The sequence below is a fragment of the Mesotoga sp. UBA5825 genome, from assembly GCF_002432955.1.
Classification (GTDB): domain Bacteria; phylum Thermotogota; class Thermotogae; order Petrotogales; family Kosmotogaceae; genus Mesotoga.
Window position 1 is genome coordinate 110,790 of the sequence record NZ_DJHG01000029.1, and the last position, 15,041, is coordinate 125,830.

The window sequence follows — 15,041 nt, forward strand, 5'->3', positions numbered from 1 at the left end:
CAAAACCTCCCGCGTTGCAAACATGGTGTGCTCGGTGGGATTTGAACCCACAGTCTCTGGATCCGGAGTCCAGCGCTCTATCCGTTGAGCCACGAGCACTCAATAACCTGCGGACCTTCTGAGTTCAGATCTAACTTCCCATCAAGCTCTTCTCCACAAGCGATTACTATTATATCGTAAGTTGAAAAGTCTATGTCATCAATAAGGTTTACCGGGTTCATTCCTTTTCTCTTGAATGCCAGAAAGATCTGAGGATCTTCGACAAAAACTCCTGGGTCTGTCTCCAGAGAGTCAATACCTTCTATTCGAGCAGATTCTGGTTTGTACAGCAATACCCTGCTATTTGAAGGGATTTCACGAAGATCACGGCAGACGACTCTTCTCTCACGTACCTCCCACCTTCTGGCCGTAATAGAAGACTCATTTCTAAGAATCTGCATTGCACTGAAAACATCCTTTACTTTCGAGAAATCCTGTCCAACTTCTTGAGACATTCTCATCGCCGTCTCTGTAGTTAGAGATTCATCCACCAGAAAGACTGGGCCAGAATAGATGTTCTTCACCTTTTCAGCAAATGAGACTGCTCTCATAGTAGATTCGCTGAATCTGCCAGACATTGAGATTGGTAATCCAATAACAACTATCTCGACTTTCTTCTCCTCTAGTATTCTTGAGAGTGTTTTGCGATAACCTGAGTGATCAATGGTTCTTAGAGGGATTTCTACACCCTCTATCTGTAAAGCAAGGCCGATTCTTGATGTGCCAAAGTCAATGCCAAGTTTTACCATAGAAGGACCTTACCGGGTTTTCGTCACAATGGTTAGTAAGGAGAATCTCGATGTCTGCCTCTTTTAGGAGGCTGACGCTCGCGCAAAGATCTCCAGATGAGACCGCAATTGAAAGCGAGCAACCCAAGAATAAATCTGGTGGAGTAGGGAAGATCTTCGCATTCAAACCTCCGTCCCTAATCAGCGACAGCGCCTTCATAATTTCTTGCCGCGAGACTGTTATCAGAGAATCCAGCACCATGGTGTCAACCAACCTTAAGCACCTCTTCTGCATTTGTAAGACTCCGAAGCAGTCCTCTTGTCGTCATCGTCGAAAGCTTGGTGGCGAACCATCTGGTCATTCTCTTTTCAGCGACTCCCTCTCTGTACCGCAATGTCTTTTTCACCTCAACTGAGTCGAGTTCCGAGCTCGAACTGCTGTACCAGATTCCTTCGTCAGCACTTACAAGCTTCATCTCCTCCAACATAGAAAGAAAGACCTTCGAGATTCCGTCTTCAAAGCTAAGGGCCTTTCTGATATCCCTCTCAGACGCTGGCAGAACATCCTTAAGGTCCTGATAAACGGCTTCAAGCTCTTCAACTGTCGGAAAAAGCCTGTCCATTTCACCGGTATTAGAAATCAAGTCGGCCTTGTTGAAAGATAGATTCAAGAACAACTCCGAATCTTCACCGGGTCTGGTCGAAACAGAATCAATAATCTCCAGGAAGTTCCTTGGCGCACTGTAGAATACAATATTCGAGTTACCTAAAGTGACACCAAGTCCGTCGCTAGATGGAGTAGTAATCAGGACCCTGATCTTCTGTCTCTCAACAAGTGAGTATATTACCGACCTCTGAAAGTCCTTCAGCAGATAATTGTAGAAAATCAGTTCCCCATTCTGAAGAGCATGGGATAATCTTGATCCCATAGATTTGGCAAGAGTGACCGTCTTATGTGGGGAATCAACAATCACAGCGACATTCTCACCATGACCGACGATCGACATCACCTGCTCGACCTTCTTTCTGGAGCCTCGGTTGTCGATTATGCCCACCCTTTTGATTGGACTTGGCTTATATACGTGAGATATCCTTCTATCCGATAGAAAATCCTTCAAATCATCATAGTAGACACTTCCTGCAAATCCAGATATTCCTAGGACCTTATCGATGTTTGAGAAAAAACCTTCAAGATCTGGATGGTCCTTGAAAATGCCCGAGAGAATATAAGTAGGTTCGTCGAAAATAATCTCTCCGGCTATTTCAGCAATCTCGTTAAACCTTTCAACGAAGAAGGGCAGAGTGGTGAAAACAACGGGTTCATCCAACCTTCCTCTGTACAGAGAGTTGGCAAAGACTGGTTTTATAGAATCCAGATAGTGCTGCAGAGAATAATAGGTATGTGCAAGCGTGCCGTTTATTGCAGACACAACGAAAGTCTTCTTGCCTTGCTGATAGTTTTTAAGTATTTTGAGAGCGAGAAAAGGGTTCTTCAGTCTGATGTTGCCAAACACTCCCCATGGATTCTTGATGCTTACTTCCATGAACTCCGGACACTTATGAGAGAGCTTCTTCTCAAGCTCGCTTATCAGAGCGGATACATCAGTTTTTACCTGCGAACCGGGCTGCTGATTCTTCCAATCTCTTATAAACTCAAAAACGAAATTCTTGTCCCTTACTTCCTCTTCAAAGACTGGATCAATGTAAAGCTTTGCATCCGAAAGAGAGAGTTTGACACTCTGCAGTCCATAAAGGTTCTCGCTCTTAATTGAAGCAACCGCATCCACCTTTAGGAGATTTGGCTTCACATATTTGAAGTCATCAAACATTGAACCCATGTTGTAACCTATCGCAAGCGTCTTTCTATCTCCAGAACGTAGAATCAACTTCACGTGATCGCTGCCGCTGCCAAACATCTTCGCTTTCTCTATGTTAAGTCCCTTTATAAGGAATCTCGGTTCGGGATTTGAGTGGCCAAAGGGTCTCAAGAGCTCCAGTTTATCAAGAATAGCGGATGTAATAGAATCTATAGAGAGGACATCGTCGATGTCTATCTTGAATACCGGCTGCTTTTTCCCATAAAGTCTTATGTAAGCATCGTTTATTGCCGTTCGGAATTCAGTGATGTTCTCCTTGTCTATGCTGAATCCTGCAGCCATCTCATGCCCGCCAAACTCCCTCAAAAGGTGAGAGACTTCGTTAAGGAGACTGATTATGCTTACACCGGCAGGACTTCTTGCGGAACCCTTACCGTCGGAACCGTTGGTAGATATCAAGAAAACCGGCTTGTTGTGAATTGATACAAGTCTGGAGGCAACAATCCCCAGAACTCCAAGGTGCCAGTTATCGCCGTCAACAACAAGCGCATAGTCATCTTTGAAACTGGACGTGCTGTCGATATCTCTTTCAGTCTGGTCGAAGATCTTCGCCTCTATTGTCTGTCTATTCTGATTGTGCTTCAGAAGCCGGCTAGCAGTGTTCATTGCTGAATCCATGTCTTCACTTATTAATAGTTCGAGGGCAACAATAGCTGAATCCATTCTCCCTGCCGCGTTAAGTTTGGGCGCAATCTTGAAGGCAATATCCTGCGCAGTAAGGTTTTCAGACGGGATTCTAAGATACGACAAAAGTGCCTTTAGTCCAAGAAGCGGGCTGCTCTGGATCTTTGCGGTACCTTGCCTGACTATGTAGCGGTTTTCATCTCTCAAGGGTACAATATCCGCTATAGTACCTAGCGCCACGATATCCAGATATTCCTCCGGATCGATAGGACAGTGTAGAGTCTCATTAAGCGCAACAAGCAATTTGAAAGCTACGCCAACTCCAGCAAGTCCCTTAAAGGGATAGTTGTCGTCAGGTCTTTTGGGATTGACTATGGCGTCGGCGGGCGGAAGAATATCCTTCACCTCGTGATGATCGGTTACGACAACATTGAATCCTATTTCCTTTGCATACTTGATCTCCTCAAACGAAGTGACTCCACAGTCAACGGTAATCAGTAGTTTATGGCCCTGTTCTCTTAGATCCTTTATTGCGTCCTTGCTCAAACCGTACCCTTCCTCAAGCCTTAAGGGAATGTAATAACTAACATTGAACCCCATTCTTTTCATTGCAAGATACAGGAGCGCTGTACTGGTTACACCATCGACATCATAATCACCGAAGACAACGATGCTCTCGTTTCTCTCTCTAGTCTCTATTATTGTACGAACTGCAAGCTGCATACCTTCAAGAATGAAGGGATCATGAAGAATCGTCTTATCTGGATTCAGAAACCTCATTGCTTCAACTTCGTCATCAATTCCTCGCGTTACCAGTAATCTTGCCAAAAACACATCGATTCCCATGAATTCGACCAATCTGTTTACGGCCTCATCATCAGGCTTTAGGAGAAGCCACTCCTTTCTCATATAGATCCACCCTCTCTTTTTCTTTTAAAAGATTATAACATCATGCACAATAGCTTGGAGGTGCGTGATACTGGTACCTCAAGAAGGTGTATTGTACAATCTGTTTATGAGATTGGATGGCTATGTTTCTAAGTTCTCTGGCTTCAGCAGAAGCCAGAGCAGAAAGATGATAAGAAGTCAAAGAGTAGTCGTTAATGGAAGAGTCGTCGATACCCCGTCTGCAAGTGTTAGCGCGAACGATGAAGTACTTCTGGACGGAGAGCACATAAAGGCCTTTGGAATGGTCTACATAGCTCTGAACAAACCTGGAGGTTTTGTCTGCTCAAGAGAGAGAGACGAAGGAGAGAATGTCTTCGACCTGATAGATGAAGTCTTTTCTGCCGAACTGTCCATTGCCGGAAGGCTTGATAAAGACACAACAGGACTTGTAATACTCTCAAACGACGGCGAGTTCATTCACAACGTGATTTCGCCGAACAAGCTGGTCGAGAAGGAGTATTTCGTAGAGACTGTCAATGAGATTACTTCAGATGAGATCTCACTTCTCTCGCAAGGAGTCTCAATAGGCGATGAAGAGTTTTCTATGCCGGTATCAGTTGAAGAACTAGATTCTTTTCATCTGAGAATTGTACTGACGGAGGGCAGGTATCACGAAGTCAAGAGACTCGTTCTGGCAGTAGGAAACAAGGTGAGAAACCTTCACCGAAACAGGATCGGCGCATATTACCTTCCCGATCGATTGAGCCCCGGAAAGTGGATATACCTATCTGAGACAGACAGAAAAAGAATAACCGGGACTTGAGTCCCGGTTATTCGGGTAACAGGAGAAGATATCAGTCGATTCTTGAAAGGTTGAAGGAGAGATTGTGATCTCCCTTGCCAAAGTATCTATATGTAACCGACACGCGATATCCGTCCAGAACAAGCACTACTTCATAATATCCTGGATCAAGTTCAACTACCCTGTTTGATCTACCATAATCTTTTCCGTTAATGAAGATTCTCGCATTGCTCGGATCAGAGGAAATTGTAATCCTGGCAACCGGCCTTTCTTCAATCAGAGTGATTTTCGTCGATGAACTGGTTCCGGCAGCGAGATTGACATCTTTGCTGTCCGTTATATAGCCAGACTTCTCTACTCTGATCGTATGCCTCCCCGCATCAAGATCAACGGATAGCGGAGATCTGCCCACATAAACGTTATCTACAAAAACCGATGCATTTGTCGGCTCTGTTTCTACTGTCAGTCTGGCCTTCTTTGCATAAAGAGTGGCACTTACTTGTCTATCACTAGCAAGTGTTACATTAGTAGAGAAATCTTCATAGCCATCTGCGGTTACTCTGATGGCGTAAGATCCCTCCCTCAAGGTAAGAGTAAGCGGGGTTCTGCCTTGATATGTTCCGTTTATGTAGACAAGGGCGTTGGAAGGTGAACTCGTTACGCTCAATCTGTACTCTTTCACTTGAGGAGTCAAGGTAATGGACTTCGAAATCGAGCGATCAAGAATGAAGTTTTCAGTGTATGTCTCGTATCCCGATCTCTCAATTCTCAAGTTCTTTGTTCCGCCTTCCAGAGTCACACTTAACGGGGATCTCCCAATGTAAGCGTTATTCACATAAATATCTGCCCCTGAAGGACTCGTTATTACCGACAGTTGATAATTCTGAACCATAGAAGTCAGAGTGATAGACTTGGAAATGTTACGATTCAGGACAAAAGTCTCTGTGTATGTCTGATATCCAGCCTTAGAAACGCTGATACTCTTCGTGCCTTCTTCCAAGGTGACATTCAGGGGTGTTCTTCCTACAAGCTTGCCATCAATATGCACAGTTGCATCGCTTGGATTTGTGACAAGAGAGAATTGATACTCTTTTGCTAACTTCTGCAAATCAAGTCTTACATCCAGCGTTCTCCCACTTTCGATAGTGAACTGCCTCGTTTCTTTACTGTATCCGCTCATATACGCAGTAACAATATGATTGCCCACGTCGAGGTCAATGTTTATCGGACTGGTACCTATCATTTTACCGTCAACATAAATTGTTGCGTTTGAAGGAGTTGTTGTTATCCTCGCTCGTCCTGTGCTGGGCATCACATCGAGATAGAACCAAGCAGTGGAAACGGCATACTCCTGCTTATCAATAACAGGTATTACTTTTGAAACTACGAAGTCCTCCGCCCCTGAACTGGCCTTGGGGAAGATATCTCCTGCCAGAGCTCTCACCATCAAATCGTCAAGAAATCCAAGGGAAGACGTCGATGCAACAATCTGAAAGATCTCCTTTCCTCCACCTGTCTCACTCGTCAACTGAAGACGGTATCTCGTCGTGGCGTTCTCCGTTGGAAGAGTGTAGGTCACTCCAGCCTTGACGAAATTGCTGCGATCATAACCGTTAGGGAATATCAGCTGGATTTCTCCATTTGGTGTGATATCGTATATCGCTATATATGCATCTTTATTGACTTTGAAGTAAGTCTTAACCTCTTCGCCTGAATAGTAAAGAGAACCGTTATCTCTGTCAAGCCAAATGGAAACCTCCAGCCCCCCCTGCGGCTGCTCCGGTACAATAATTACCTTCTGCATGTCATAAGTTACAATCCCAAATAGTGATACTGCCAAGAAAAAACTGAGAATAACCAGTATTGTTTTCTTCATAGACTATCCCTCCCATATCAGATACTAATTAGACTTGTCTTCATCAGACACGTTCAACAAGTTGTTAGCGATGTCCCTTGATCTATTATACTTTTTGATGATCACGATTATTAGAAGTGAAAGCACTGTACCGAAGATTAAACCATACGCACTTCTCAGCAGGCCTGTCCACAGAGGAACAGTAGCGTGGCAGAAGGTATTAACTATAGATACAGTTACAAGTGATCCACCTGCAGCAATTATCGGTCCGAGTTTCCCTTTGAGATCAAAAGAGAAGTGAATCATCACTGCCAGAAGCGGATATGCGAGCAATTCCTTGAAACGCGGACGGACTATGAGGACGTTGTCAAGATAGTCTCGCATTGTTCTTTCCACATCAAGCACAAAAGAGAAGTTCCCGCTTCTAAGGATGTAATAGACGGCTACCAGCCCTGCAAGAAGAACGACAAGTATATCTCCCCTAGAAACCTTTTTCGAAACGCTTCTACCAAAACCAGTGACAAAAAGCCAGAAGGGGAGGGCTACCAATGAGATCTTCACGCCTCTGAAGAGCTCCAGTCCATTCTGATAGGAGGCACCTACCATCGAGGCGTTGATTGCTATTCCGAGGAAAATCGAGAAGGAAAAGAAAAGAAGGAGACCCTTGATCACCCCGGTTTTCAAGGAAGAAACCCTCCGATATATGGCAAACTCACCGAAGACAGCGGCCGCGGGAAGACCAACAGTTGGAAACAACACGAACAACGCTGTGACAACAGCTGCAAGCAAAGGACTGACAGATAACAGGAGAACAAACACAAACAGGGATGCCAGCAAGGCGAACCTGGATGAACCAGTCCTTGGAGAAACTAATTCGGTCGAAGCGAATCCCATGCCGTCGAGTACTCCATAAACTTGAGATACCAGCTCATCATAGTCAAAATCATTGTCGGGAGTCAAAAAGAGAAGTGCATCAATGCTCCTTTCTCTGACAGCTCTAAGGTACCTGGTCACTGCCTTGTCAACATCATAGTTTGGATACTCTTTCTTCTTCAGATTGTGCACTCGAAACACCAGAGATTTGTTCTCCCTTGCCCTCAGCACATCAAGGACATAATGGCCTCTTTCGTCAAACTCCATGTATCCCGTGTATGCGAAGTGATTGTCAAGAATCGATGCAAGCTCCGAGACTGTGTAAGGGGAGACTCCAGTAAGGATCATCGGGATCTGCAGAGCCAATATCTCCTCCAGCCTATGCCAGTCGTCTCTCAGATCCACCAGAATAACCGAAGACTCCAAATTCGAGACGTTCTCCAGATCTTCCACGTAAATCAGCTGCTTTGAAGGGACTGCGTCTACCGCCTTCTCTGTAATTATCACAGCATCGTTGTAGTTGAAATCCAGGGAAACTCTCCAGGGAATGTAGAACAAAGACAGAAGCAATCCGGAAATGAAGGCAACAACGACTATACCGTTGCCGAGTCTTAGTGCGCTCTTCTGTTTTTCGTTTCTTCGTCTTCTCTGAGGCTTTCTAGGTCTAACGGGAACTTCCGCCAATACTTGTCTCTCCTCCCAATCAGAAGATAAAGAAATAATACTACACCGATGAGAAATGGAGAATATGGAAGCAAGAAGATAAGTCTCCACTTTAGAATCATAGACCCTAGACTCGATCCAAAAACCTTCGAAAAGGCTGCACTCATATCCCCTTCTTGTAAGAACTCTTCTGCGACGCTCGTCAGATCAATATATGAATGCCTCTCCAGAATGTATCCAGCGAAGCTCGAAACAGCTCCATAGAAAACAGATTGGTCATCCTTATTAGGGTACCTTCTGTCAAACTCTGTGAAATCATAGAAGGCAACTCTGAGTATCGGAATTCTCGTCCTCGAATGAAGACTCTGAAAGCCTTCCGCCATTAATTCATGGTACCATACAGGAATCTCATTAGGAGTGAAGCCGATGCTCCTAAGGTACTCAAAGAAATAGACATGTGCGAGTTCATGTCTTGCGACTCCGGATCTATAGGAAGTCGTGTAAAGAAAGATCTGGTAGATTCCATTATCATCAATTGCTGCTGGCTGCTCATGGCCTTCGCCTTTGAGAATCGTAAGATTATACTTGACCGAAAAGCCGTATATCTGTGAGAGTTCAGCGTTTGCTTCTTCAATCTCTCTCCTGATCTCCACTTGACTGAATGCGTAGATCGAAATGAGAATGACCGTCAAAAGCAGAAGGGCTGACTTCATTTGAGTTTGACCAACACCTTCTCAAGGTCGTCGGGAAGTCCCGAAAGAATCTCGATCGTCTTTCCACCTTCCCAAATAAAGGAGAGTCTCGAACAGTGCAAGAAGTATCTTCTGAGCCCGGTCTCTTTCTTGAACTCCCTGTTGAACAATTTGTCTCCATAGACATCGTCCCCAACAACTGGATACCCGGCTTCGCTCAGCTGACGACGTATCTGGTGCTTCTTCCCTGTGTGAAGATCTATCCACAATAGTGAAACCGAGGCAAAACTCTTTTCAATTCTGAACGTCAATGACTCAGTGTGTTTCTCTCTCTCGGAAACAAGTCTTCCTTTAGCTTCCGGCACTCCTTTCACAAGCGTGTGGTAACCCTTTTCCATTCCTCGCAGCCTAAACAGTGATGACAACTCTCTAGCCGACTCTGGAGATTTGGCGAAGACTATCACTCCTGAGGTATGCTTATCGAGCCGGTGGACGGGCCGCGGCAAGAAACCTCTTGCCTCTCCATATGCCATGAGTCCCTCGACCAACGTTACAATCTGGATGCCTTTTCCGGGATGAACGGATATCCCCGCCGGTTTGTCGACCGCGATTATTGAATCGTCTTCGAATAGTATCTTAAGGGGAATCTCGTGAGGAATCAGTTCACGCGATTCTCTAAGACGCTTCAGTCTTGAAGGATCTCCAGAAAAAGCTACTCGAACTAAATCTCCTATCTCAAGCCTGAAGGAGCCATCCTTGACTTTCTTCTCATTGACTTTCACATTTCCCTTTCTCAGCAACTTGTAGATAGATGACAACTTCAGGTCTGAGAGCTCCCTTCTCAAGAACCTGTCTAATCTCTCATAGAAGTTTTCTTTTGATACTCTGAATTCTCTATCTATCGATACCACTCCACTCAACATTAAGGGGGCCTTAAGCCCCCTTGAAAGACTCAGTCTTCAACTCCCAGACCTTTGCTGATACTTTCCACAATATCTCCCACCGTAGAGATGCTCTCAATCTGCTCATCTTCGACCTTAAAATCGAATTCATCTTCAAATGCCATCACCAGGTCGACCAGATCGAGAGAATCGGCTCCGAGATCCTCTGTCAAACTGGAATCCATAGCGATTTCATCTTCTTCGACTCCAAGTTTCTCGGAAATTATGTTCTTCACTCTGTCGAAAACTTCATCGGCCGTCAAAGGATTTCCTCCCTTCGAATTCTGAAAATCGGAACAATTATATTAACCGAGAGCTTCAAAGTCAAACGGCTCTCGATTCCCAAAAGCATTCATTATTATATAATAATTTGAATGGCTTTACTTTCGGAGGTTTTCTATGAATATATTCGAAGTGATGAAAGAAGAGGTAACTGAACGAATCAAAATGACTCCAAAGGCGGCACTAATTCTCGGATCCGGCCTTGGCTATCTGACGGAACACTTCTCCGAACCAATAGCAATAGAGTATTCTGAAATTCCGGGATTTCCTAAAACAACCGTTGAAGGTCATTCTGGAAGATTGGTCTTCGGATACTTTCATGGTCTTCCCGTTGTAGCAATGGAGGGACGATTTCACTACTACGAGGGTCATAACATCAGAGATGTCACTTCTCCGGTGTATTTGTTCAAGGAGCTCGGAATAGAACATCTGTTGATTACGAATGCTGCGGGGGGCATAAATAGAAGCTTCTCTCCAGGAGATATCGTCGCAGTGACTGATGTAGTGAATTTCGGCTTTCGAAATCCTCTCAGGGGAGTCAATTACGAGCAATATGGCGTGAGATTTCCAGATATGTCGGAAATCGTAGACAGTCTCTGGCTGGCGGACTTGAAAACCCGTCTTCAAAACACGGGGATAGAATTGAAGGAGGGAACTTATTGTTGGGCTCTTGGTCCAAATTATGAGACTCCGGCAGAGATAAGGGCCTTTGAGTTTTTCGGAGCAGATCTCGTTGGAATGTCGACAGTACCAGAAGTAATCGCTGCCAGGCACTGCGGTATCAAGCTTCTTGTTCTATCCTGCGTTACGAATATGGCATCGGGAATCCTGAAGGAGAAACTCTCCCATGCCGATGTTGTTAGCACGGCCAGAAGAATCAGACCAAAGTTCAGTTCTATAGTTCGATACGCCATCGAATCATTGTTGGAGAGCAAATGATGATCAGAAAAGCAAGCAGTGTTGTCTCATGTATCCAAAAAGCTGAAAACATCCTTGTAGCTGGCCACATAATGCCCGACGGAGACTGCATTTCTTCCGTGGTCTCGCTTTCGGTGGGTATTGAAAGATTCGGGAAGAAAGCCACACCCGCAATTGATTGGAAAATTTCACCGAACTTCAAAGTCTTTCCCTGGATAGAAAGGATCAAAGGTTTTGACGAGGAGATTCCTAAGCCAGACTTGATTATCGTGGTTGACGCATCATCACCGGACAGAATCGGAAGGTTTGAAAACTTCCTCAGAATGGGAGTTCCTTCGATAGTGATCGATCACCATGCAACAAACACATACTTCGCAAACGAATGCTGGGTAGACCCTTCATACTCGTCGACAGCTCAAATGATTCTCGATCTTCTGAGGCTTATGGATATTGAATATGACAGGGATCTTGCGTTGATGAATTACTTAGGGATTGCAACAGACACGGGATTCTTCAGATACTCAAACGTGGACAGCTCGGTATTTCAAGCTGCTGCTGAGCTTGTTAGTTTGGGAGCCGATCCCGATTTCGTGGCAACAGCGATTCTCGAGACCCGAAAGATTGAGGAGCTGTTTCTTGAAAGAGATGCTATTGATAACATCACGCTGCTTTCAAACAACAGATTTGCTTACTCATATCTGACACTGGCTGATTTTGAAAAGTATTCACTTACAGACGATGATTTCACGGGTTTCGTTGGAGAATTGAGATCAGTAGAGAGCGTAGAAGTAGCTCTTTTTGCTTCAGAAGCCCGTTCAGGTGAGGCACACGTTTCACTTAGATCGAAGAAATACTTCGATGTCAGTGAGATTGCCGTTGCATTTGGCGGTGGAGGTCACCAGAAAGCTTCCGGCTTCACCCTCAAATACGAAGGTGACCTTAAGAGCGCGCTTTCCGAAGCAGTTCAAATGATTGACTCTCGACTGCAAAATGAAAGGACTTAAGCAATCAGCCTCGCCAGTAGCTGAATGAACTGCGTTATCGGCCACATTACTAGCTGTATTATGCCCATAAGTGAAAGCACTAGAAGTGTAAGTATTCCGTACAGTTCATATTTCACCAGCCAATTGACCTGGTTCTCCGGAACAATCATTGTAACAATGTTTGCTCCGTCAAGAGGCGGAATTGGAATTAGGTTGAACAAGGCTGTATTGAGATCAATTACCATCATCCAGTACACTACATCGGCGATGTAGCTCAATGGAAATGAATTGACGGCTTCCGGCATAAACGTGGAGTACTGGTGGAGACCCGAAAGGTAGAAAACTAGACCGGCAATAAGACCGATCGAGAAATTGGCAATAGAACCAGAAATCGCCGTGAGTATACCCTTGAAATATCCGGCTTTTCTCAGCTTCCAGTAGTTCACAGGGAAAGGTCGAGACCAGCCGAATTTGAAGAAGTAGTACATGAGCAGACCTACAGGGTCTATCCTTCTTATGAATCCGGGTCCTCCCCATTCGGGTTTCACCGCGTCGAATCTCTTCGCGGTTATGAAACGAGAGTACTCGTGAGAGATTATGGCCACCGCTATGGCAGGGGTGAGGCTGAAGAAGTTTCTCATCATCTCAAGCATCATTATTCTCCCTTCCAGAGAGAACTACGGTTATCTCCCCTTTTGGCTCGGTCGCCTTGAATCTCTCGACTACGTCAGAAAGACTGCCGAAATAACTCTCTTGAAAGAGTTTAGTCATCTCTCTCCCAACGAAGACCTCCCTATCGCCAACTATCTCAAGAAGCTCTCCTAAGGTATCTACGAGCCGAAATGGAGACTCGAAGAAGACGATGACGCCGTCTCCATAAAGACCCTGAGCAATCTTCCTGAAAACCCTTCTGCGATTCTTGCCTCTTGGCAGAAACCCAAGAAAAGTGAAGTGAGTCCCCGGAAAGCCGCTTATCGCGAGCCCACATGAAACAGCACATGGGCCGGGCGCAACATCCACTTCGAAGCCTCTCTCACGACAAGTTTTGACGACATGAGCTCCCGGGTCCGAGATCACAGGCATACCGGCATCACTTGAAAGCGCTATTTGCTCTCCCTTGCTCAGACGATCAATTATTAACGGAACTCTCTCGTCCTGATTATGCATGTTCAGAGACAGAACAACCTTCTTATCTATTCCCATAGAAGAAAGCAAAGACCTCATCCTTCTAGTGTCTTCGGCGAGAATCAGGTCTGCCTCTTCCAGAATTTTCTTTCCTCTTATGGTCATATCCTCTAGATTTCCTATAGGTGTTCCCACAATCCAAAGCTTCCCTTTTTCAGCAGTCACTTTGAACCTCCCAAAGGAGACTTTGAAGCCATTCCGCACCTTCTCGGAAACCCATCTGGGGTCTCTCTCTTCTTTGCATAGACTATCATGAACCGGATAGATCCGTCTGATAGACAGTACTCCTTCTCCTGCAACAGGCCAAGACCTAGTTTCTCTTCAGCAACGCGCGAGAATACCCTCTCCTCACACCATCCCGGTCCTTTGTAAAGATATACGATGCCTCCGGTTTTCACAAGAGGAGTTGCCAGTTCCAAAGAAGTATCACATCTGGCGACAGCTCTCATGAACGCAGCATCGAACTTCTCTCTTTCTTCCAGCGCCAATTCCTCCGCTCTTGCTGTTTTCACAACGACGTTCTTCAGTTCCAGCTCATGGGCAAATCTCTCTATCTCCTTTGTCTTCTTCGCAATAGAGTCTACCAACACCCATTCCGCTTCTGGAAAGGCAATTGCCAAGACAAGACCGGGAATCCCGCCGCCACTTCCAATATCCACGAAGCGACCCCTAAATGTTGAACCGCAGAATGGTTTTAGAGAATCCTCCACGTGTACAATCGTAGCTCTCTCGAAGTCCCTAACAGACGTAAGGTTGTGTTGAGAAGATGTTATTAGCTCCAGAAGCCTTGTTAGTTTGATGCGACTAGGCGAGTCGATCTGCTCATTCAGGAAACACATGTGCTATTCCTTTTCTATGCAAGCGTAAGCCTCGTGATTATGAATTGACTCCTGGCTTATTACTTCGATTCTATACCAATCGATGCGGTCATCTTCTTGCAGAAACAGAACTACCTCCCGAGAAAGGTCTTCAACAAATCGGGGGTTATCGAAAGAGTGTTCGGTAATGTATTTCTCGTCTTCTCTCTTGAGAAGAGAGAAGATCGGAGCGCTCGCAGATTTCTCGACATACTCGATTATCTCTTCTATCCATACGAGCGAGTTCATTCGAACGGAAACGAACACCTCGGCTCTCTGATTGTGAGCTCCTCTATCGCTGATTTCTTTAGAACAGGGACAGACAGTCATCACCGGAACCTTAACTCCGAGCACAAAATCGAACTCTCCATCCTTCGTTGTGGAAAACGAACAGCCAAACGAGCTGAAACTCTCACTGCCGCTTATAGGCGCCTTCTTTCTTATGAAGTATGGAAATTGCACCTTGATGTGCGCAACATCTGCCCTAAGTGAATCTCTAATGTCGTTCAGAATCGATTCCATGTTTCTCGGCGTGATTTTCTTGTGATGTCTTTCAAGAACCTCAACGAATCTCGACATATGTGTGCCTCGAAAATCCGTCGGGAGATCCACAAAGAGATCGAAATTGCCTACCGTATGCTGTGTTCCAAATTCCCTATCCAAAACCACGATGGGATATTCAATTGACTTTATCCCGACCATGTTGATTCTGATGTTTCTCTTGTCTCTCTCATTCTGTACGTCTCTCAAGATCAACACCCCTTGAATCTGCTCTTTCGAAGAGGTATAATCAGCTAAGTGGAGGCGTATCCTAATTGGCTAAGGAGCCGGTCT

The 15,041-nt window shown here is 45.2% G+C and carries 15 protein-coding genes and 1 tRNA gene; 3 read left to right on the forward strand and 13 right to left on the reverse strand.

Annotated features, from left to right (window positions below):
* Positions 1-23: 23 nt before the first annotated feature.
* The 4 genes from B3N33_RS03015 to recJ all read right to left on the reverse strand — a co-directional run bounded on the left by B3N33_RS03015 (position 24) and on the right by recJ (position 4,177).
* Positions 24-99, reverse strand: a tRNA-Arg gene (locus B3N33_RS03015).
* The gene (gene ruvX / locus B3N33_RS03020) at positions 78-788 is read right to left on the reverse strand and encodes a Holliday junction resolvase RuvX (protein ID WP_103133871.1); all 711 of its coding nucleotides are present in this window, start codon (positions 786-788) and stop codon (positions 78-80) included. Before ruvX ends, B3N33_RS03015 begins: the two co-directional genes overlap by 22 nt.
* Positions 769-1,062 carry a DUF3343 domain-containing protein gene (locus B3N33_RS13020; RefSeq protein WP_414674172.1) on the reverse strand — a complete coding sequence of 98 codons (294 nt, stop codon included), beginning with the start codon at positions 1,060-1,062 and terminating at the stop codon, positions 769-771. The genes ruvX and B3N33_RS13020 overlap by 20 nt, the downstream gene beginning before the upstream one ends.
* Positions 1,034-4,177, reverse strand: a complete 3,144-nt coding sequence (recJ, locus tag B3N33_RS03025; protein ID WP_292588374.1) for a single-stranded-DNA-specific exonuclease RecJ — start codon at positions 4,175-4,177, stop codon at positions 1,034-1,036. Before recJ ends, B3N33_RS13020 begins: the two co-directional genes overlap by 29 nt.
* A 64-nt stretch (positions 4,178-4,241) precedes the next feature.
* Between recJ and B3N33_RS03030 the strand changes: the two genes are divergently transcribed.
* Positions 4,242-4,979, forward strand: a complete 738-nt coding sequence (locus B3N33_RS03030) for a pseudouridine synthase (RefSeq protein ID WP_292592153.1) — start codon at positions 4,242-4,244, stop codon at positions 4,977-4,979.
* Between the two features lie 31 nt (positions 4,980-5,010).
* Here the strand turns inward: B3N33_RS03030 and B3N33_RS03035 are convergent, their stop codons facing one another.
* Genes B3N33_RS03035 through acpP form a run of 5 tightly spaced genes read right to left on the reverse strand, consistent with a single transcriptional unit; the run spans position 5,011 to position 10,245 of the window.
* The gene (locus B3N33_RS03035) at positions 5,011-6,834 is read right to left on the reverse strand and encodes a PEGA domain-containing protein (protein WP_292592154.1); all 1,824 of its coding nucleotides are present in this window, start codon (positions 6,832-6,834) and stop codon (positions 5,011-5,013) included.
* A 24-nt stretch (positions 6,835-6,858) separates the two neighbouring features.
* A complete protein-coding gene (locus B3N33_RS03040; protein ID WP_292592155.1) occupies positions 6,859-8,370 on the reverse strand; it encodes a DUF5693 family protein in 1,512 nt (503 codons plus the stop codon).
* Positions 8,298-9,062 carry a hypothetical protein gene (locus B3N33_RS03045; RefSeq protein ID WP_292592156.1) on the reverse strand — a complete coding sequence of 255 codons (765 nt, stop codon included), beginning with the start codon at positions 9,060-9,062 and terminating at the stop codon, positions 8,298-8,300. Before B3N33_RS03045 ends, B3N33_RS03040 begins: the two co-directional genes overlap by 73 nt.
* On the reverse strand, positions 9,059-9,964 hold the full coding sequence (locus B3N33_RS03050; RefSeq protein WP_292592157.1) for an RluA family pseudouridine synthase: 906 nt from the start codon (positions 9,962-9,964) through the stop codon (positions 9,059-9,061). Before B3N33_RS03050 ends, B3N33_RS03045 begins: the two co-directional genes overlap by 4 nt.
* Positions 9,965-9,993: 29 nt before the next feature.
* Entirely contained in the window at positions 9,994-10,245 is a 252-nt protein-coding gene (gene acpP, locus B3N33_RS03055; RefSeq protein WP_099829110.1) for an acyl carrier protein, read from the reverse strand.
* Positions 10,246-10,381: 136 nt separating this feature from the next.
* Between acpP and B3N33_RS03060 the strand changes: the two genes are divergently transcribed.
* Complete coding sequence (locus B3N33_RS03060) at positions 10,382-11,203, forward strand: purine-nucleoside phosphorylase (protein ID WP_214060760.1); 822 nt, start codon at positions 10,382-10,384, stop codon at positions 11,201-11,203.
* Positions 11,203-12,186, forward strand: coding sequence for a DHH family phosphoesterase (locus B3N33_RS03065; RefSeq protein ID WP_214060761.1), 984 nt, complete (start codon positions 11,203-11,205; stop codon positions 12,184-12,186). Before B3N33_RS03060 ends, B3N33_RS03065 begins: the two co-directional genes overlap by 1 nt.
* On the opposite strand, the gene B3N33_RS03070 is transcribed toward B3N33_RS03065, so the two are convergent.
* From B3N33_RS03070 to folE2, 4 genes are read right to left on the reverse strand one after another with little or no spacing between them, the layout of a single operon-like run.
* Positions 12,183-12,821 (reverse strand): site-2 protease family protein, encoded by a 639-nt coding sequence (locus B3N33_RS03070; RefSeq protein ID WP_292588360.1) that lies wholly within the window; start codon positions 12,819-12,821, stop codon positions 12,183-12,185. The genes B3N33_RS03065 and B3N33_RS03070 overlap by 4 nt on opposite strands.
* Entirely contained in the window at positions 12,811-13,515 is a 705-nt protein-coding gene (gene rsmI / locus B3N33_RS03075) for a 16S rRNA (cytidine(1402)-2'-O)-methyltransferase (RefSeq protein ID WP_214060762.1), read from the reverse strand. The genes B3N33_RS03070 and rsmI overlap by 11 nt, the downstream gene beginning before the upstream one ends.
* Positions 13,512-14,189, reverse strand: a complete 678-nt coding sequence (rsmG, locus tag B3N33_RS03080) for a 16S rRNA (guanine(527)-N(7))-methyltransferase RsmG (RefSeq protein ID WP_214060763.1) — start codon at positions 14,187-14,189, stop codon at positions 13,512-13,514. Before rsmG ends, rsmI begins: the two co-directional genes overlap by 4 nt.
* A gap of 3 nt (positions 14,190-14,192) precedes the next feature.
* Complete coding sequence (folE2, locus tag B3N33_RS03085) at positions 14,193-14,957, reverse strand: GTP cyclohydrolase FolE2 (protein WP_300980214.1); 765 nt, start codon at positions 14,955-14,957, stop codon at positions 14,193-14,195.
* Between the last annotated feature and the right edge of the window lie 84 nt (positions 14,958-15,041).